This is a genomic window from Ornithinibacillus xuwenensis, from assembly GCF_039614845.1.
GTDB lineage: Bacteria > Bacillota > Bacilli > Bacillales > Amphibacillaceae > Ornithinibacillus > Ornithinibacillus xuwenensis.
Genome location: NZ_JBDIML010000005.1, coordinates 118839 through 137451, shown reverse-complemented (window position 1 = coordinate 137451; position 18613 = coordinate 118839). Strand labels below are relative to the sequence as shown.

The following is an 18613-nucleotide window of genomic DNA, read 5'->3' as shown; positions in this document are numbered from 1 at the left end:
CGGAATATATTGACAATTTTTCTCGAGGTGGTATCCTATAAATAGGAGAAATATGGAAGGTGGAATTCGATTTGCCAGCATACTTGTAATGGTTAAGCAACTAAATAGTGCATTTCTTTTTGAACATAGCTGTTCAATTACGGGAGAAGTGTGCCATTTTTAGCCATTACAGGGAACGCAGGATAATCAGTTGTTTTAAATCCAAGCGGGATACCTATAGGGTATTCTGCTTTTTTTATTGGAAGTCTTTCTCCATTCAACCATTATTGGCGTTCCTCTATATAATTAGGAGGAGCGAGCGTATGAATTCGAAAAATATTTCATATGAAATTATTGCTCGGGAAATACCGAGTGTGATACGAAATTGTAGCAAATGCAAAAGGAATACAGAATTCTATTGTAGTGAGAAATTCAGGGTAAATGCAAATCAAAAGATGGTAGATGTTTGGCTTATTTATAACTGTGTATGCTGTGAAAGTACATGGAATTATCCAATATATTCACGAGTGCATGTCAATAAAATTAATTCCGAACTGCACAAGAAGTTTATGGGAAATGATAAATCAACCATCTGGCATTATGCTTTTCAAATCAGCAGATTACGAAATTTGTGTAGTGATGTAAATACGGAAATTTGTTACGAATTGAGAAAAGAAAAAGAACTTCAGTCAATGATGCAAAATACTACCATTTCTATTCGTAGTCAATACGAATTTGGACTTAGACTTGATAAACTACTAGCAGAAATTTTGGGTGTATCTAGGACAAAGATAGCAACATTTGTGCAGGATGGATTATTAGTTTTACCACCACATGTAAAACCGAAAAGCAAGGTTGTTGATCATTTGCACATAGCTATTATTGGAAATTGGTACGCAGATAAATTGAAGTGAAATTGTAACAGATATCGGTTACATTACATGAGGTTATTTTTATTTCAATATTATGTTTTATAAAGCGATTTGGGAGAAGACAAAGAGATTCATACAATTTTTTTTTGTAAATTAAAGGAATATTTGATTTAGCAAAGAATAGTAAGTAATAGAAACTGATAAAATTTGAGGTGTATCTTATGTTAAATACTAGTATCATGAAACAACTAGAAATTAAATATCCAATTATTCAGGCGCCTATGGCAGGTGGCATAACTACTTCGAAATTGGTTGCAGAGGTTTCGAATTATGGTGGTCTAGGTATGATTGGTGCTGGGTATATGTCACCTGATCAGATTTGTACACAGATTAGAGAAATTAAACAGCTAACGAATCATTCCTTTGGAATAAATCTATTTGTCCCAAGTGAATTTGAGGTGACAGAAGATGAAATTATGCATGCAAAGCGTGTTATGCAACCACACTATGAACAACTTAATGTACAAATAAATGAAAACTTAGAAATTCCATATTATCAGCAGGCTTTAGAAACATTTCATGAACAAGTCCAAGTCGTAATGGAAGAACGGGTGTCAGTTTGTTCCTTTACATTTGGTATTCCTTCTAAAGAAGTGATTGAGAATCTAAAACAGTGTGGAATACTTGTAATTGGAACAGCAACAACGGTACGAGAAGCGATAGAAATTGAGAAAAGTGGCATGGATATGGTAGTTGTTCAAGGTAGTGAGGCTGGTGGACATCGGGGAAACTTTTTAGAAGGACATAAAGAAAGTTTAGTAGGGTTAATGTCACTAATTCCCCAGGTTGTTGATCAGGTCGCTATTCCCGTTATTGCTGCTGGAGGCATCATGGATGGAAGAGGAGTAATGGCTTCCATTCACTTAGGTGCAGAAGGTGTACAAATGGGAACAGCTTTTTTAACATGTGTAGAAAGTGGAGCAAGTGATGTTCATAGGGAAGCAATTCTCCAATCTCATGAGGACCAGACAATCTTTACTCGTTCGTTTTCTGGCAAATATGCAAGAGCGATTCGAAATACTTTCACGTTGTCTATGCAAAAGCATGAAGCGGCTTTACCAGTATTCCCTGTACAAAATACATTAACAAAGGGATTGAGACAGGCTGCCAAAGCACATAATGATCGGGAGCATATGTCTCTTTGGTCTGGACAAAGTCCTAGACTAGCAAAAAATCAAACTGTGCATGATTTGATGAGGACTATTATTCAAGAAGTTGATGAAATTCATGAAAGACTAAAGTAGTGGTTTTTCTATAATAGATTTACTACCTAAAAGGATAGTCTACAAAAAATGACTTCAGTATTGCTGAAGTCGTTTTTTTTGTTTTTGGAATAAAAAATGAGAATTCTTTTGACATCTTCCTGACACACTAAAAGGATTTAATAGAGTTAAATTAGTTGGATATTGTGAAATTTTAATAGAAGGGTAGGAAATTCGGAAGGGAAATATTAAGGAATCATATCTATATTAATTCTTATTGCTTAATAACATCGCATTTTAGGGTATCATCGTATTATTTCATAAATGCTCAGTAAAATGGATTTTCATTACTTACTCCAACTAACCAAATATATTACTACAAGATACGGAGGAAAATACATATGAAAAAAATATCTACTAAAATTATTTTATTATCATTAATTAATTCTATTTTAGTGGCTGTCATCAATGTAGGTGGAGCTATTTTTATGCAGGGGGGCGGTGAAAATGTGTCTCCTAATGCAACATCTGGCGGAGAAGCGGTAGAGCAATCGTCATTTATGATACCGATACCTATCCTAATTGGTTTAATTGTTTCTCTTATTATTGGGGTTATTCTTTCTTATTTTTTAGGAAGAATTATTTCCAAACCAATCATTCAAATGACAGAGGTTGCAAAACAAACATCTGACCTTGATTTACGTAAGGATTCGGTCATGGATACAAAAACGTATAAGGATGAAACTGGGCAAATGGCTACAGCGCTGTGGGAAACAAGAAGTGCACTTCGTAATACCGTTATAAAATTAAAGGAATTCTCTTCTGATGTTACCTCACATTCTAACCGACTGAACAAGAATACGAATGAGAATGAAGAAGCAATTCATCAAATAGTCGAAACGATTGATGATATTGCAGTAGGGAATAGTAATTATGCTGAAACGGTAAGTGAAATAAACCAAACATTGCAGGAAGTAGTTACCTTGATAGAGAATATTTCCAAGGAAGCTGCGTTTGGATCTGATCACGCAGTGTCCTCGCTAGAGTCAATTGCTGAGGGACAAAAGGCAGTTAATTTGCAGATAGAAAAAATGAATCAAAACGTTGCGGTTTCAAATGAAGCCCATCAGTCTATTATGGAATTAAGCCATATGATTCAGGATGTTACGGGAATTGTAGGCGTTATTGATTCTATTGCAGAACAAACGAAGCTATTAGCTCTAAATGCAACTATTGAAGCGAGTAGGGCTGGAGATGCAGGTAAGGGCTTTGCAGTTGTAGCAAATGAAGTAAGAGGATTAGCGGAAGAGTCTACGAAGGCAGCGAAGGAAATTAGTGAGATAATTGCAAGTACAACAGAGAAATCAACTATTGCAGTTCAAAATATTAGCAAGACTAGTACTCTCATAGATGAGCAAAAAGACACCATGAAAATAACAGAAACTGCGTTTGAGAAAATTAAAGTAACCTATGATAATATTGTGAGAAGCTTTAAAGATACAGCTTCAACGATTGAATCGATTAATCAGAAGTCAAAAAGCATATCGAATCAGCTTCAAGACATTACAAAAACAGCAGAAGAATTTGCAGCAAGTACACAACAAATAGCGGCGAAAGGGCAAGAGCAGCTTGCCTCAACAGAGATTATTTCACAATCCTCTAGGGATTTACATCTGCTGGCTAATGAGCTTAACCAGGAGATATATAAATTTAAGGTTTCCTAGTGAATTTGTCTTCATAATGTAAATAAAAGCAACATGAGAGAGTATTCTCATGTTGCTTTTTAACTGCTTATTTTACAGGTTTTTTCAATGATCCTAACAGGATAGCAGAAACAATTGCTCCAATCAATACGGCTAATAGATATAGCATCCATCCACCTTCAACAAGTGGGAAGACGAAGATTCCACCGTGTGGAGCACGGAGGCCGATATCAAACATCATTGTTAGAGCACCAGTAATAGCTGAACCAACCATTACAGAAGGAATGACACGAAGCGGATCAGCTGCTGCGAATGGAATAGCGCCTTCTGTGATGAAGGATAATCCCATGATATAGTTCACTTTACCAGCATCTCGATCTTGCTTAGTAAATTTATTTTTAAAGAAAGTAGTTGCTAGCGCGATTGCTAATGGTGGAACCATTCCAGCAGCCATAATTGCCGCCATCGGACCGTATACTCCACTTGCAATTAATCCAGTTCCAAACAAATAAGCTGCTTTATTGACTGGCCCTCCCATATCAAATGACATCATTAAGCCTAGGACAATGCCTAAGAAAATAGCGTTTCCTGTACCAAGGTTTGTTAACCAATCCGAAATTGCTGTATTTAAAGCACTTAATGGTGTATTGACAACAAAGAACATAATAAATCCAGTGAAGGCAATTCCTAATAAAGGATATAATAAGATTGTTTTGATTCCTTCTAATGATGAAGGTAAGCCTGAAAGTAATTTTTTCAACCCAACAACAATATAACCACCTAAGAAACCAGCTACAATACCACCAAGGAAACCTGAACCACTAGTAGCGGCCATCATACCACCAACCATACCTGCAGCAAAACCAGGTCTATCAGCAATACTTAAAGCAATAAATCCAGCTAGTACTGGAATCATTAAGGCAAAAGCATTTCCGCCACCGATTGTATTCAATGCTTCGGCAAAAATATTATGAGTTGGATCGTCCGGAATATGTGACTTAATACCAAATAGGAAACCAAGAGCAATTAAGATTCCTCCACCAATAACAAATGGAAGCATGTTAGAAACACCACTCATGAGGTGTTTGTAAATGGTAGCACCAACGCCTTTACCTTTTTGCGAAGTGTTCTGATCGTCTGAACGATTCGCACTACCGCGATGAATAGGGGCGTCTTGTTTTAGTGCTCGTTCAATTAATTGCTGCGGCTTATGGATACCATCTGCTACTGGCACTTCAATAACGTGCTTCCCACTAAAGCGATTCATTTCTACATTTGTGTCAGCTGCGACGATTACAGCAGTAGCATTTTCGATTTCATCAGCTGTCAAAACATTTTTTGCTCCACCTGAACCATTTGTTTCAACTTTAATGTCGACACCCATCTCTGCTGCTTTTGCCTTTAAGGAATCAGCTGACATGTATGTGTGTGCAATTCCAGTTGGACATGCCGTAACAGCAACGATAAATTGATTCTTACCAGCCATGGACTGTTCTTCTTCATCATCATCTTGATCATGACTATCGATTATTTGAATAACTTCTTCCTCAGATGTAGCATTAAGAAGCTCTTTACGTACTTCTTCTTTCATTAGCATAGACGATAATCGTGCTAATGCTTCTAAATGTGTGTTATTCTCACCATCTGGTACTGCAATCATGAAGAATAGGTGTGCAGGCTGACCATCTAATGATTCATACTCAACTCCGTCAATCGATTTACCAAATGCAATGGCTGGCTGCTTTACTGCGTTTGTTTTCGCATGAGGGATGGCAATACCATCACCAACACCAGTTGTGCTTTGCTCTTCGCGATTTAGAATAGCTTGTTTAAAGACAGTTCTATCTGATAGTATGCCTGCGTTATCTAATACATTGACAAGCTGATCAATCGTATCTTCTTTTGCATGGCTTGTTAAAGATAGATTAATCGTCTTACTTGTAAGCAATTTTGTGATTTTCATGTTAATTTCTCCCCTTTATAATTTTTCTTTCTATCGTAACCTGAGGAAGTAATTCTTCTACTTTTTCTTTTGTGCATAATCCCATTGAAAAGGCAGTTGCACTACCTGCTGCAACACTGAAGCGGAAAGCCTCTTCGATATTCTTTGTTTTTTCATAAACCGCGATAAATCCGGCTACCATGGAATCACCAGCACCAACAGAGCTTTTTAGTTCTCCCTTTGGAACCGATGCGATATAGGCCATATGTTGATTAACAAGCACAGCCCCTTTACCTGCAAGTGAAACAATGACGTTTTGTGCCCCCATGCCGATAAGTTCTTCCCCATATGGAATTACCTCTTCACAGGATGTTAGTTTCGTATTGAATAAATCTCCAAGTTCATGATGATTTGGCTTTATTAAAAATGGTTTTAATGGAACTACTTTTCTCAATAAATCTCCTTCAGCATCTACAACAAACTTTGTGCCATTTTGGATACAAATACTTACTAACTCCTCATACGTACTTGCAGGCAATGTAGTGGGAATGCTTCCTGCTAAGACAAGTAAATCATCACTTGTCAGCTTGGCTATTTTATTCTTTAATTGTTCAAAATCAGTATTTGTTATCGTTGGCCCACTCGAATTAACTTCTGTTTCCTCTGCTGCTCGAAGCTTGACGTTAATCCTGCTATCTTCTTGTACACTTACAAAGTCTGTGTGAATCTGTTGCTGGTGAAGAAATTCTTCAATATAGTTTCCGGTGAATCCACCTGTAAATCCAAGTGCGTGACTATCAACATCAAGTCTTTTTAATACTTGTGAAACATTAATTCCTTTCCCACCTGGAAACTTTGACTCTGCTCTTGTTCGGTTTAATTCTCCAACATGAAACTTATCTAGTTCGACAATATAGTCGAGGGAGGGGTTTAATGTTAGTGTGTAAATCATGATGTCACTACCTTTATATTTGTATGATTTTGAAAGTGCTCTTCTGTATCTGTGTTCAATTTATTCGTTAGAATGGTTGCTGCACCTATGTCAGATATTTTTGCAAAGGCTGTTTCTAGAAATTTCGAATCATCCGCTAACACATAGGCTTCTCTAGATAACGATATCGCTAAGTTCTTAATCATGGCCTCCTCTGGATCTGGCGTGGTATAGCCAAATTGTGGATGGATTCCATTTACTCCGATAAAGCTTTTATCAAATCTGTACTGCTCCAAGCTTTCCATTGCTCCTCTACCAATAAGAGCCTTTGTTGTTGGTTTAACAAATCCACCTATCAGATAGGTTTCAATGTTTCTTTCTAGAAGATGATTCATATGCATAAGTCCATTGGTTACAACAACGATATTGGATGGAAGCTGGTCAATCATTTGAAAAATAGTCGAACCCGCATCTAAATAAATACAATCACCTTCTTCAATAAGATTTGAAGCAAATTGAGCGATTTGACGTTTTGTTTGCGTGTTTATGGATGATTTTTCATCCATGGTTGGTTCTACTAGCTTTCCTTGTAATCTGGCTGCGCCACCATGTACTCTTTTTAGAAATTTACCCTTTTCAAGCTGTGTTAAATCACGTCGGATAGTAGACTCAGAAGCGTTTGTTAACTTGATTAGGTCCTGTATTTTTATCGTGTTTTGTTCCTTTAATGCTTCTAAAATTAATTTATGACGGTCTGCCTCTAACATAACTACCTCCTATGAAGCGCTTTCATGTTTTTATTTTAGTTGATTACACATTTAATGTCAATCAAAATCATTCAAAAACATTTAAAATCTATCAAAAACTGTCATTGAAAGCGAAAAATATCCCTACTATAAAAGTAGGGAGTAGGTCTACATATCTTCATTATCTTTATCGTCATACTTGCTGTTTTGAAGAACTAGTGAAATGTTGTTGTTGTTGTTAACGAGTCGGTCTAAATCTTGAGTGTTTTCTTCTTCACCATAAAAGGTATTATTAAGCTTGATATTTGCTTCTTCTGTTTTTGTCTTTTTTTTATTCATTTTTTGATATCCCCTCCTTTCGTTTTAGTATTTACTAGATGGAATGAAGCTATGATTTCTTCATTCATTTTTGAGTAGGTCCAGAAATGTAGATTGTTTCATTCTAAAGATGGTTGTTCAAGACTGGCCTAATTGCTATTGTTAGGATAATAAAAAAAATTCATAATCCTTACGGAGGGGAAAACATGGGAATACTGAAGAATAAAAACTTTTTCTTTCTACTCATTGGTAGAATTGTAACGAATATAGGGGATAGTATCTATTATGTTGCTGCCATGTGGCTCGTATATAGTTTAGGTGGTAATGCCTTTTATTCAGGTTTAGCAGGTTTTCTCACACTACTCCCAGCAGCTTTGCGATTTATCACGGGACCATTCGTCGATCGCTGGCCGATTAAACGCACACTTCTAATTACTCAAATCTTACAAGCTGGGCTAATTATCATCATTCCGATTGCATATTATATGGATGTATTAACCGTTCATATCGTGCTTATCGTGATGCCAATTGTTTCTTTTATTGAGCAATTTGCGTATCCATCGCAATCAAAGGCACTACCATTAATAGTAAAGAAAGAGGAATTAGTAAAAGGAAACGCTTATTTTTCTTTTGCTTATCAAGGGATTGATTTAGTATTTAATGCACTTTCAGGAATTCTCGTAGCTTTCTTTGGTGCTGTCACGTTGTATTTAGTTGATTCCTTTACCTTTGCGTTGGCAGCAATTTGCTTTAGTTTATTATAGCTACCGACTTCTAAAGAAATAGCAGTCCAGCGAAAAAAAGGGATAAAGAGTGGGCTTGTTACTTATTTTTCGGAATTAAAGGAAGGATTTTCAATTGTATTTGGCTCGATTATGGGTACTTTCTTATTTGGTTCTGTCGTAGCAAATTTTGCAATAGGGGGAGCATTGGCTGTTCTTCCAGCCTTTGCTGATCAAAATGGAGGATCGGAGATTTATGGGTTTTATCTTGCTGCAATGTCTACTGGTGCCTTAATCGGGGCAGTATTGTCACCTTGGATGGGCAAATTTAAATTAGGTTATTTTAGTATCATTTCATTTTTTGGCTCGGCGATTTGTTGGATAATTGCTGCGCTAGTACCTTGGTCAATCGTAGGTATTTTACTATTTGGGTTAGCCTGGATCCCGATTGGTGGTACCAATGTCCTTTTTGCCTCTGCTGTCCAAACGGTTGTTCCGAATAAAGTCCTAGGTCGAGTAAATTCAGTATCAAGTAGTATGGGGACAATGGCCATGCCAATTGGTTCTCTCGCAGGTGGGTACTTTGCAACTGTATCAAGTAGTACGTTAATATTTGCTCTTACTGGGCTTGGACTTGTATTTGTTTCGATTGTTTGGATCCTACACCCAAGATTAAGAACATTACCAAAAGCAAATGATTTGTCACCAGAGGTATTTGGTATTCATTTTGATGATGGTATTGTTGAGGAGGCTAATTAAAATTTTATAGCTAGTTAAAGTACATATTTGTAACGAATATGTACTTTTTATTTTTACGTTCATAACTTTTCCTTATTGAATTGTATAAATTTATACAATTATTAATTACTTTTTTGTTGTATTACAATATATTAGGGAGGGGTAAATTTGAAGAAGATTGTAATTACAAGGTTCGGTGGACCAGAAGTACTTAAAGTAATTGAAGAGAAGATACCTTTAGTAAAAGGAAATGAAGTATTAATTAAAGTTGAGAAAACTAGTGTTAATTATGCCGATATTAAGAAGAGAACTGGTCGTAAAGGAAAAAGCAGTTTTCCAATGGAACTGGGTTTAGATGCAGCAGGAACAATAGTAGAGATAGGTGATTCAGTTAAGAATCTCTATATTGGGCAGCGTGTAATTGCATTTCCCAAATATGGTTCTTATGCTGAATTTGTCGTTGCTAATGATACATTATCTTTTCCTCTTCCAGATGACATTAGCTTCGAAACTGCAGCTGCTTGTCCTACGGTATCGTTTCTTTCTTTAAAATTATTAACAGATGTTGCGAGATTTCAAAAAGATGAAACTATACTAGTACATGCTGCAGCAGGTGGTGTTGGAACCACAGCTATTCAACTAGCAAAACTAATGGGGGCAAAAACAATAATTGGTACTGTAAGTCATAAGTCTAAATTTCAAACAGTAATAGAAGCTGGAGCAAGTCATGTCATGCTATACAATAATTTTGCAGATAATGTTAATTCAATAACTAATGGTCGAGGTGTAAATGTAATTTTAGATGCAGTCGCAGGTAAAATAACTGAGCAAAGCATAAATTGTTTAGCAAAGTTTGGTAGATTAGTCCAGTTCGGAAATGCAAGTGGAGAAATAGGTTTCTTTAATACGGAACAACTTCATACAAGCTGTAGATCCATATTAGGTTTTAGCTTAGGGACAACTAGGAATGAAAGACCAGATTTATTAGCCGATGCAAGTTTACGCATAATGGACTATTTAAAAGAAAACAAACTACAGATAATGGTTGGAGCAGAGTTCCCATTAGAAGAAGCTTACAAAGCACATGAATTGATTGAATCCAGAAGAAGTATTGGTAAAATATTGCTAGATGTTAGCAAAAAATGAGTGATACTCCTTTTATTTTCTCCACAATTATGCAATAATAAGTGAAATATTTAATAAAAGCGATGATAAGGAAAGTAGATGAACAGAATTTTCTCCCAGAGAGCTTCGGTAGCTGAGAAGAAGCAGAGAATTGTTGATTGAAAATGGCCTTTGAGCTTCAAAGTCGACTTCATTGATTAGACTTTGACGAGATTTGGCACTTGTTATAAATGTCAGAGTATAAGGGTGATTGTCACTCCGTACTTCATGAGGCTAATAATGTGAGTTATTAGTGAATAAAGGTGGTAACACGAGATATGAACCTCGTCCTTTGACTTCGGTCTTAGGGCGAGGTTTTTTATATATTATGAAGGAGGAATTATTTATGCGTGTATTTATTGGTGGTGCATGGCCATATGCGAATGGTTCACTACATCTCGGGCATTTATCTAGTCTGTTACCAGGTGATATTTTAGCTAGATACTTTCGCTTAAATGGAAAGGAGGTACTATATGTATCTGGTAGTGATTGTAATGGTACACCAATTGTAATTAAAGCAAAGCAGGAGGGGGTGGAAGCGAAAGATATTGCGAATCGATATCACGAAGAGTTTCAACAATGCTTTCGACAATTAGGGTTTACGTATGATTGTTATACGCGGACCGACACTTCTTTACACCATGAAATTGTTCAAGCGGTTTTCTTGCGATTACTTGAATCTGGAAGGCTATATACAAAAGAAGAAGAACAATGTTACTGCAAGACCTGTGAGCAGTTTTTGCCTGACCGTTTTGTAGAAGGAATATGTCCTCATTGTGATGCACAAGCAAGAGGAGATCAATGTGATTATTGCTCTAACTTATTAAATCCTCTGGAATTAATCAATAGAATCTGTAGAAGCTGTGGGGATAAACCGGTCGTTAAGTCGACCGAGCATTATTATTTTCAATTAAGCTTGTTTCAAAAGGACCTAGAAGAATATGTATCCAATGCTAAATCAAAGGGGCTATGGAGAGAGAATGCCATTCAGTTATCAGAGAGATATTTAAGGGAGGGACTGGTAGACCGAGCTGTCACTCGAGATCTTCCGATTGGTGTGCCTGTTCCAGTTGTTGGATTTGAGGAGAAGAAGATCTATGTGTGGATTGAAGCCGTTGCCGGTTATTATTCTGCAAGTGAAAAATGGGCAATCGAAAACAAAAGAGAGACTTTTGATTTTTGGAACGAAGATACAATTTCTTATTATGTACATGGTAAAGATAACATACCTTTTCATACCATTATATGGCCAGCCATTCTCAAAGGTATTAAAAAAACACCACTTCCTACCCATATCGTCTCCAATGAATATTTAACAATCGAACAAAAAAAGCTATCAACAAGTAGAAACTGGGCAATATGGGTTCCAGACATTTTAAAGCGATATCATCCTGATTCCATTCGCTATTTCATGACAGTGAACGCACCAGAGAACAGGGATGCCGATTTTTCTTGGCGTGAGTTTATCTATAGTCATAATAGTGAATTACTAGGGACCTATGGGAACTTTGTAAACAGGACTTTAAAATTTATTGATAAATATTACGAAGGCAAAATCCCTGAAGGGGAAATTGAACCCAGGTTTTTGAAGCGGATTTCACTACTTTATGAAACTGTTGGTGACTATGTTTCAAATGCAACGTTCAAAAAAGGAATAGAGGAAATCTTTGCTTTTATACGAGAATCTAATAAATTCTTTGATGAGAGAAAGCCATGGATTCAAATTAAAGATGCAAAATCCGATTGTATGGATACAATGACTACTTGTGTATTCATTATTGCAAATCTAGCTCAATTACTGAATCCTTTTCTTCCTTTTTCTAGTCATACTGTCGCGAAAATGTTACAACTAGATCAACTTAAATGGGAAATGGTTAAAGTAGTTCCTAAGGAAGTCAGACATGTGAAACCGTTGTTTGAGAGAATTGATTTGAGCAGTATTGAAGAAGAAAAAAACAAATTAAAAGAGCATTCAAAAGCAGAGTAGGAGCTGGAAAACAGCTTCTATTCTTTTGATTTAAAGAATATAGCACGTAATGCTTCGAATCGAATGTATGATAAAATATATTTAATAATAATTTGAGTGGCAAGTGAGGATGAATTAGATGAAGCCTGTACAGGTTCGCAATACGATAATAGGAGAAGGCATGCCAAAAATCATTGTACCATTAGTTGGAATTTCAGATTTGGAGCTAATGGATGAAGTGCGTGCTGTGATAGCGTTAAGGCCGGACATTATCGAGTGGCGTGTTGATCAGTATAGTCATGTTGATGACATGCAGGCAGTACATAATATTCTAAAAACATTAAGAAATGAAATTAAAGATATTCCGTTACTTTTTACTTTTCGAAGCTATCAAGAAGGTGGAAAAAAGAAAATAACAAGTAGCTATTATAAAGAGTTAAATGAATTTGCAGTTCAATCACAACTTGTCGATTTAATTGATCTTGAATTGTTTACAACTAATAATATTCTTTCCTATTTAATAGGTAAGGCGAAGTTATTCGGTATAACAGTTATCATGTCTAATCATGATTTTAAGGCAACACCATCAAGAGAAGAAATTATAGCAAGACTTCAAAGAATGCAGGAGTTCGATGCGGACATTTTAAAGATTGCAGTTATGCCAAATAGTGAAGCGGATGTACTAACATTATTACAGGCCACCAATATGATGAAAACTAAATATGCAGAAAGGCCACTCATTACGATGTCCATGGCTAAGATGGGGATATTTAGTAGACTAGCAGGTGAGTTAGCTGGATCTTCAGCTACATTCGCATCAGGCGTTTCGGCTTCGGCTCCTGGACAAATTCCGATTGCTGAATTACGGACTATATTGGAAAATATTCATCAATATATGCGATGAGCAGTTAAAGGAAATCAAGTAAATAACTGCTATAGAAGTTTAATAATACAATGATTGATTCATGCACTTTCAGAAATGATCGTGCTTTTTTATTGAATCCATATTGAATTTTTTTACTCATTTATGCAACTTTCTTACGTTACATTGCATCTTAGTATTCAGAAGGGGGTGGAGCTAGCTTGCATCTAGTGGATAGATTAAAAGATAAAGAGGAAAACGCACTTATTCAGCTCATGAATCAGTATGGCGATTATTTAGTGCGAACCGCCCTATTACTGTTGAAAGATTATCAAACTGCAGAAGAGGTAGTACAGGATACATTTGTTATTGCTTTTGAAAAAATGAAGCAATTAGAAGATCCAACTAAGTTGAAAAGCTGGCTAACTTCCATTACGGTAAATTGTTGCCGTTCACGTATGCGAAAATGGAGCTGGAAAAACGTCTTACTCCATCTTGATAATGTTGACAAAGAACAAGTCGATGAGTCAATGCTTACACCAGAAGAAGCATTAATTGATTTTGTATGGAATCAGAATCTAAGTGAAGCCATTCAAAAATTAGATTACAAGTATCGTGAAGTAATTACACTTTATTACTTTAATGAATTAAAAATTAATGAAATCGCGTTGTATACAAAATCTAAGGAAAGTACGATAAAATCTCGATTAAAAAGAGCGAGGTTTATGTTAAAGGAATTATTGCAGAAGGGAGATGCTGTTATTGATAAACGAGAAAGAACGAATAAAGGCACATCTCAACAATGAATTAAAGCACACTCACTTTACGAAACAGCAGGATGTATTGAAAAGAGTATATCCACATACTTGGAAACAAAAAATAGTTACCCTTTGGAATAAAGAAATCCAGATACCGATTATTCCTATTACTGCATTATTTGTATTAGTAATGGTTTCAGTTGGTTCCCTTGAAAATAGTCCTACAGATTCAATTGATGAACATAACAAAGAACGTGTTCTAGTAGATATTGCAGGAAATTATTATTGGGAAGATGAATTTGAAAGGGCGTTGTTAAAACATGAAAATTAAGGTGAAGGTGAAACACCTAATCATGACATTGGTAGGAATATTTTTGCTAGTCCCTCTGTTCACCTATATGATAATTCCTCGAGTAGAGATATATCTTGCTGAGAAAAAACTAAACGCTGAAAAGGTAGAAGATAAAGAGGAAATATTAGAATTAATAGATTCGACTCCGTTAGATACGAAGAAATGGGAGCTTATTCGGGATTATATGATTGGAGATGGATTAACCACCCAGTTTGATGTTTACATTGGACCGTCATTCACGCAGTGGGGACAGGAACCCCAAGAGAACTACTTTACTTGGGAAGAAAAGCTTCCCTATATTCAAGCCTATGCGAAAGAGGGCCCTGTAGATGGTTATTTAGTTACTACTGCATTATTATTAGCTTCTTATTATGAGAGAGAAGGAGAATTAGAGAATGCAAAGAATGTACTATATGATGCATCAAGTCGTTTTATTCCAACCCAATCCTATAATAAAGAAGAGCTCCTTCTAGAACGGATAAGAATTGCGAAGAATCATGGTGAACTAGAAGAAGCTGATCAATATATTGAAAGCTTACTAGATGATATGGAAAAGGATAATTACCAATTAAGAGCTGCACTTGCACAGTTAAAGGTTGAAATAATCTTGCAGCAAGGAGATTTTCAGGAGGCTTATACGAAAGTGTCGCAAGCAATAAGCGAATATGAGGAAGGCTTCTCAAATGAGCAGGAAAATTGGGAAGAGGACGAAGAAGGGAATTCCAATCATCAGGAAATAATAGACTATAATATGGCATATAGCCAGTTATTAACATTAGAACGATATTTAAATGAAGCGAAGGAGAACCATGGAGGTAATGTCGTGACGGTTACTGGTAAAGTTACTCGGAGTGATGGAACCCCAGTGGAAAACGTTGGTGTATTTCTTCGTGATGAAAGTAATGTGAACCATAGTGTCATGGAGGATGAACCTTATCAAGTCTTAACGGACGAGGAAGGGAAATTTGAATTTCGGGGTGTTTTGCCAAGTAGCTATCAACTGTTTCTAGGATTTTATTATGACCAAATTGATGGTTGGACCTGGCCTAATGATTTAAATGAGTGGATTGATGTTACTGGTAAAAAGGACATTCATTATGACGTTACACTGCATGAATTAATCGAAATTGAATCTCCTGTTAACCAGAAAGAAATAGCAGAGGATGTTGTCCATTTTAAATGGGAAGAGGTGGAAGATGCATCGTATTATAACTTAAGCTTGGGCTATGAAATAGAAGGGGGATCCGTCACTTCCGTTTTTAAAACGAAAATAACAGATAACCAACTGGATGTTCCAATTGAAGAAATATATAACCACAGCAGTGGAATCATGTTTGACCAAAATAATACAGTAGATCCGAACTCTATTTTAGCTTATACGAACCCAGAAAATCGTTTATTTTGGAATGTATCTGCTTATAATGATTCTGGAGAACTAATGACGCAAAGTAATGGCTACCGTTTAGATGATAATACGATTGGGAATTTGCCATTCTTTTACTTGAAGGAGAGAGAACTTACAAAAGCTGACCGACTTTTATTAGAAGGCAAAACGGAGGAAGCATTAGAATTGTATCAAACAAACTATACTACTAATCCAGAGGATGTTCATAGCTTGCGGATGGTTGTCAGATTGATTGGACTAAATGGTGATGGCTCAACTGAAAAACGTAGTGAATTAGCTCTACCCTATATGGAGGATTTTGCACTAAAATCTACTTCAGCAGAATCTGTCTTTGATGTTGTACAATACTATTATGAACTCCAAAAATGGGAAGACTTTAACGAATGGTTTGCTAGATATGTAGACCGGAATGGAGAGTTAAATGACTATGTTCATTCCATTTATGCTAGTGCTTTAATGAAACAAGGGAAGTTTAAAGATGCTGATGAACAATTTAAAGAGGCAATGAAGAAAGACCCTAGTCATCGCTTTGTAGGGAACTGGATTGCCAATGAACTGTATTGGAATGGTATATCGGATAAGACGAGAGAAATTGCAAAAGAAAATCCAGAGCGGTCTTACGGGGAAAATAATCCAGATTGGTCTTCAATGGTTAGTCAATTAATTGCGGAAAGTACAGAATTTAGTATGTATCAACAAGAGCTTAATCAGGTATTGGAAATGTATTTTAATGGGGAACAAGCTGAATTAGCAAAATGGCATCAGTCTACAGAAATGGATGCAATGAGTCGTTTGTTGGAAGCGATTGAAAATGTAAATTAAACGGAAGAAGTGCTACTCCTTTTTTAGGGTAGCACTTCTTCATGAATAACGATTAGCTTGAAATACTGTTACATACATTCTTATTTTACACAACGAATAATACGAAATCCTAAGCTATTCCGATAGTGTTCGGTTACCTGTTCATGTTGATTTAGAAGTTGAACGTATTCCTGATCTAAATTTTCAGAGATAATAAAGTCAGTAGCATGCTCCAGGTCGTGTGGATCAAATATAACTTCTTGCTTCAGAATGTCTATTGAGGAGAACCCTATTTCTTGAAAGGCGTTCCTCCACTCAGATTCGGTTAAAAGCTGTGAGACCCCATAAAAACCCATAATGAAATCAACATCTTCTTTAGGTAAATTATTTTCTTTTGTCATCTCGATCGCCAAGAGGACCCCATGTGGCTTTAGAACTCTTTTTGACTCTAGAATTGCGGTTTTCATATCTGTAAAAGATAAGACGGATTCTAATAAGACATAATCGAATGCTTCATCAGGAAAGGGCAGTGCTTCTGCAGCTCCTTGCTTGATGGAAATTGGCACCTGTGAGGAAATACATCTTTTCCGGGCCTTCTCAATCATAATTTCATTATTATCGATACCAGTTATAGAACTTCCATATTGTTGGGCAATGAAATAGGCGGTTTGCCCAGTACCACATCCAACATCTAGTAATGACTTTGTTTCATCTATTTCTTCCTTTAATAAGATATTTTCGGTAAGGAGTAGTCCTCCAGGATGGGCACCACCAACACCTAAATATGCTAGACAATCAAGATACGAATAAGTCAACTTAACTCCTGCCCCCATGTGAAACGTGATATTGCATTGTATGAAAAGCAATCAGTAATTGTTAGGAATATCTTATTTTTTAATAAACCTAGTCATTAGTGGACTAACCTGGTTATACAAATCCATGATTTGTTTACCTGTAGTCGTTAATTTACTAATATCAAGATTCCCTTCCGCATCCTGAAAGTTTCCAATGAATCCTGAAATGGACTTTTGTGCCTTTTGTGGTGGTCGTTGTGATCGAGTTGGTAAGAGTGGCATTGGTCGTCTTGGTCTTTCTGGAAACATACCTACACCTCCATTAATTGAATTCTACTGCATACTATTCTAATTGGATACATAAAGCGAGGGTATTTGTCCTGATAAGGGATAGGTGATTACTATTCAAATAAATATAAGGAAATCGTTGCAATCGTTAGTTATAGATACATAGGATAAAGAAAAAGGTTGAAAATGGAGTGTTGTTGATGGGGATCATTCGAACTGATAAGTGGCTATTAGAGCATTATGAAAGTCCACTTCATGTATGTGAAAAACTAGAAGACTATTTTCAAGCAACGGCGTTGGAAATCTATGATTATTTATATGTACATGGAATGTATCATCCTGTGAATAATGGAATGAATCACCTTAAACCTTTACTAAAAGCAAATCCCTGGAAGGTGATACAGGATGAATACCATACACTACAAGAATTATGGGGAGGACCGGATATTCCCATTTTTATTTTTCCATTTAATGATAGTGATTCGGAATTAACAATGCATACTGGAGGAAAATCTGGTCTAGCTTTTCGGGATAAATTGTTTTTGTTTCTTTCGAAGGAGAATAGTGAGTTGGAGATAAGGGCATTATTCACACATGAATACAATCATGTGTGCCGGTTGGAGAAGTATCGAAAAAAAGAAGAAGATTATACATTATTAGATACCATTATTTTGGAAGGGCTAGCAGAATATGCTGTTAAGGAAAGATATGGAGGAAATTATCAGGCAAATTGGATTTCTGCCTATGTTGAAGTAGAGCTGGAAAAGCTATGGAAAACAATCATTTATCCAAATCAAAATGTACGAAAGAATGACTATAAACATCAGGAACTCCTATTTGGAAGTAACAAATATCCTAAGATGATAGGTTATTGTGTCGGATATTATCTAGTTACTAGATATTTAGAAACGAATAACATTAGTACTAGCGAGTTACTGGTGCACTCTTCTAGAGAAATCGCACATGAAAAAACAGATGGAAGTTCTCCATCTGTTCATCCACTATGACTA

At 36.2% G+C, this 18613-nt stretch carries 16 protein-coding genes, 1 pseudogene and 1 other annotated feature; of the genes and pseudogenes, 11 read left to right on the top strand and 6 right to left on the bottom strand.

The window, feature by feature from the left end; genetic code table 11:
* Nucleotides 1-302: 302 nt before the first annotated feature.
* From ABC228_RS14785 to ABC228_RS14775, 3 genes are all read left to right on the top strand, one after another.
* Complete coding sequence (locus ABC228_RS14785) at nucleotides 303-893, top strand: DUF1062 domain-containing protein (RefSeq protein ID WP_345825931.1); 591 nt, start codon at nucleotides 303-305, stop codon at nucleotides 891-893.
* A gap of 179 nt (nucleotides 894-1072) precedes the next feature.
* The gene (locus tag ABC228_RS14780) at nucleotides 1073-2155 is read left to right on the top strand and encodes an NAD(P)H-dependent flavin oxidoreductase (protein ID WP_345825930.1); all 1083 of its coding nucleotides are present in this window, start codon (nucleotides 1073-1075) and stop codon (nucleotides 2153-2155) included.
* 359 nt (nucleotides 2156-2514) lie between these two features.
* Nucleotides 2515-3837: a methyl-accepting chemotaxis protein gene (locus ABC228_RS14775; RefSeq protein WP_345825929.1), complete on the top strand. Its 1323-nt coding sequence runs from the start codon at nucleotides 2515-2517 to the stop codon at nucleotides 3835-3837.
* A gap of 67 nt (nucleotides 3838-3904) precedes the next feature.
* Here ABC228_RS14775 and ABC228_RS14770 read toward each other — a convergent pair whose 3' ends face one another.
* The 4 genes from ABC228_RS14770 to ABC228_RS14755 all read right to left on the bottom strand — a co-directional run bounded on the left by ABC228_RS14770 (nucleotide 3905) and on the right by ABC228_RS14755 (nucleotide 7774).
* Nucleotides 3905-5779, bottom strand: a complete 1875-nt coding sequence (locus ABC228_RS14770) for a PTS fructose transporter subunit IIABC (RefSeq protein WP_345825928.1) — start codon at nucleotides 5777-5779, stop codon at nucleotides 3905-3907.
* A 1-nt stretch (nucleotide 5780) separates the two neighbouring features.
* On the bottom strand, nucleotides 5781-6710 hold the full coding sequence (pfkB, locus tag ABC228_RS14765) for a 1-phosphofructokinase (RefSeq protein ID WP_345825927.1): 930 nt from the start codon (nucleotides 6708-6710) through the stop codon (nucleotides 5781-5783).
* Nucleotides 6707-7456, bottom strand: coding sequence for a DeoR/GlpR family DNA-binding transcription regulator (locus tag ABC228_RS14760; protein ID WP_345825926.1), 750 nt, complete (start codon nucleotides 7454-7456; stop codon nucleotides 6707-6709). The genes pfkB and ABC228_RS14760 overlap by 4 nt, the downstream gene beginning before the upstream one ends.
* A gap of 147 nt (nucleotides 7457-7603) precedes the next feature.
* Nucleotides 7604-7774: a hypothetical protein gene (locus ABC228_RS14755; protein WP_345825925.1), complete on the bottom strand. Its 171-nt coding sequence runs from the start codon at nucleotides 7772-7774 to the stop codon at nucleotides 7604-7606.
* A gap of 185 nt (nucleotides 7775-7959) precedes the next feature.
* Here ABC228_RS14755 and ABC228_RS14750 point away from each other — a divergent pair.
* The 7 genes and pseudogenes from ABC228_RS14750 to ABC228_RS14720 all read left to right on the top strand — a co-directional run bounded on the left by ABC228_RS14750 (nucleotide 7960) and on the right by ABC228_RS14720 (nucleotide 16542).
* Nucleotides 7960-9234: pseudogene (locus ABC228_RS14750) on the top strand (MFS transporter).
* A gap of 147 nt (nucleotides 9235-9381) precedes the next feature.
* A complete protein-coding gene (locus tag ABC228_RS14745) occupies nucleotides 9382-10359 on the top strand; it encodes a quinone oxidoreductase family protein (RefSeq protein ID WP_345825924.1) in 978 nt (325 codons plus the stop codon).
* A gap of 53 nt (nucleotides 10360-10412) precedes the next feature.
* Nucleotides 10413-10673: a binding site (T-box leader), on the top strand.
* 50 nt (nucleotides 10674-10723) lie between these two features.
* On the top strand, nucleotides 10724-12364 hold the full coding sequence (gene metG, locus ABC228_RS14740) for a methionine--tRNA ligase (protein ID WP_345825923.1): 1641 nt from the start codon (nucleotides 10724-10726) through the stop codon (nucleotides 12362-12364).
* A 118-nt stretch (nucleotides 12365-12482) separates the two neighbouring features.
* A complete protein-coding gene (gene aroD, locus ABC228_RS14735; RefSeq protein WP_345825922.1) occupies nucleotides 12483-13247 on the top strand; it encodes a type I 3-dehydroquinate dehydratase in 765 nt (254 codons plus the stop codon).
* Nucleotides 13248-13435: 188 nt separating this feature from the next.
* On the top strand, nucleotides 13436-14011 hold the full coding sequence (locus ABC228_RS14730) for an RNA polymerase sigma factor (protein ID WP_345826015.1): 576 nt from the start codon (nucleotides 13436-13438) through the stop codon (nucleotides 14009-14011).
* Complete coding sequence (locus ABC228_RS14725) at nucleotides 13968-14294, top strand: hypothetical protein (RefSeq protein WP_345825921.1); 327 nt, start codon at nucleotides 13968-13970, stop codon at nucleotides 14292-14294. The genes ABC228_RS14730 and ABC228_RS14725 overlap by 44 nt, the downstream gene beginning before the upstream one ends.
* Nucleotides 14284-16542, top strand: a complete 2259-nt coding sequence (locus ABC228_RS14720) for a carboxypeptidase-like regulatory domain-containing protein (protein WP_345825920.1) — start codon at nucleotides 14284-14286, stop codon at nucleotides 16540-16542. The genes ABC228_RS14725 and ABC228_RS14720 overlap by 11 nt, the downstream gene beginning before the upstream one ends.
* A gap of 80 nt (nucleotides 16543-16622) precedes the next feature.
* On the opposite strand, the gene ABC228_RS14715 is transcribed toward ABC228_RS14720, so the two are convergent.
* Complete coding sequence (locus ABC228_RS14715) at nucleotides 16623-17336, bottom strand: class I SAM-dependent methyltransferase (protein WP_345825919.1); 714 nt, start codon at nucleotides 17334-17336, stop codon at nucleotides 16623-16625.
* 72 nt (nucleotides 17337-17408) lie between these two features.
* Entirely contained in the window at nucleotides 17409-17624 is a 216-nt protein-coding gene (locus ABC228_RS14710) for a YppG family protein (RefSeq protein ID WP_345825918.1), read from the bottom strand.
* A gap of 179 nt (nucleotides 17625-17803) precedes the next feature.
* Here ABC228_RS14710 and ABC228_RS14705 point away from each other — a divergent pair, with 179 nt between their 5' ends.
* The gene (locus ABC228_RS14705) at nucleotides 17804-18610 is read left to right on the top strand and encodes a DUF2268 domain-containing putative Zn-dependent protease (RefSeq protein WP_345825917.1); all 807 of its coding nucleotides are present in this window, start codon (nucleotides 17804-17806) and stop codon (nucleotides 18608-18610) included.
* The last annotated feature ends 3 nt before the right edge of the window (nucleotides 18611-18613 follow it).

Bases quoted from the DNA above. Each gene is read 5' to 3' on its own strand.
- ABC228_RS14785 (WP_345825931.1), top strand. From the start codon at position 303: ATGAATTCGAAAAATATTTCATATGAAATTATTGCTCGGGAAATACCG.
- ABC228_RS14780 (WP_345825930.1), top strand. From the start codon at position 1,073: ATGTTAAATACTAGTATCATGAAACAACTAGAAATTAAATATCCAATT.
- ABC228_RS14775 (WP_345825929.1), top strand. From the start codon at position 2,515: ATGAAAAAAATATCTACTAAAATTATTTTATTATCATTAATTAATTCT.
- ABC228_RS14770 (WP_345825928.1), bottom strand. From the start codon at position 5,779: ATGAAAATCACAAAATTGCTTACAAGTAAGACGATTAATCTATCTTTA.
- pfkB (WP_345825927.1), bottom strand. From the start codon at position 6,710: ATGATTTACACACTAACATTAAACCCCTCCCTCGACTATATTGTCGAA.
- ABC228_RS14760 (WP_345825926.1), bottom strand. From the start codon at position 7,456: ATGTTAGAGGCAGACCGTCATAAATTAATTTTAGAAGCATTAAAGGAA.
- ABC228_RS14755 (WP_345825925.1), bottom strand. From the start codon at position 7,774: ATGAATAAAAAAAAGACAAAAACAGAAGAAGCAAATATCAAGCTTAAT.
- metG (WP_345825923.1), top strand. From the start codon at position 10,724: ATGCGTGTATTTATTGGTGGTGCATGGCCATATGCGAATGGTTCACTA.
- aroD (WP_345825922.1), top strand. From the start codon at position 12,483: ATGAAGCCTGTACAGGTTCGCAATACGATAATAGGAGAAGGCATGCCA.
- ABC228_RS14720 (WP_345825920.1), top strand. From the start codon at position 14,284: ATGAAAATTAAGGTGAAGGTGAAACACCTAATCATGACATTGGTAGGA.
- ABC228_RS14710 (WP_345825918.1), bottom strand. From the start codon at position 17,624: ATGTTTCCAGAAAGACCAAGACGACCAATGCCACTCTTACCAACTCGA.
- ABC228_RS14705 (WP_345825917.1), top strand. From the start codon at position 17,804: ATGGGGATCATTCGAACTGATAAGTGGCTATTAGAGCATTATGAAAGT.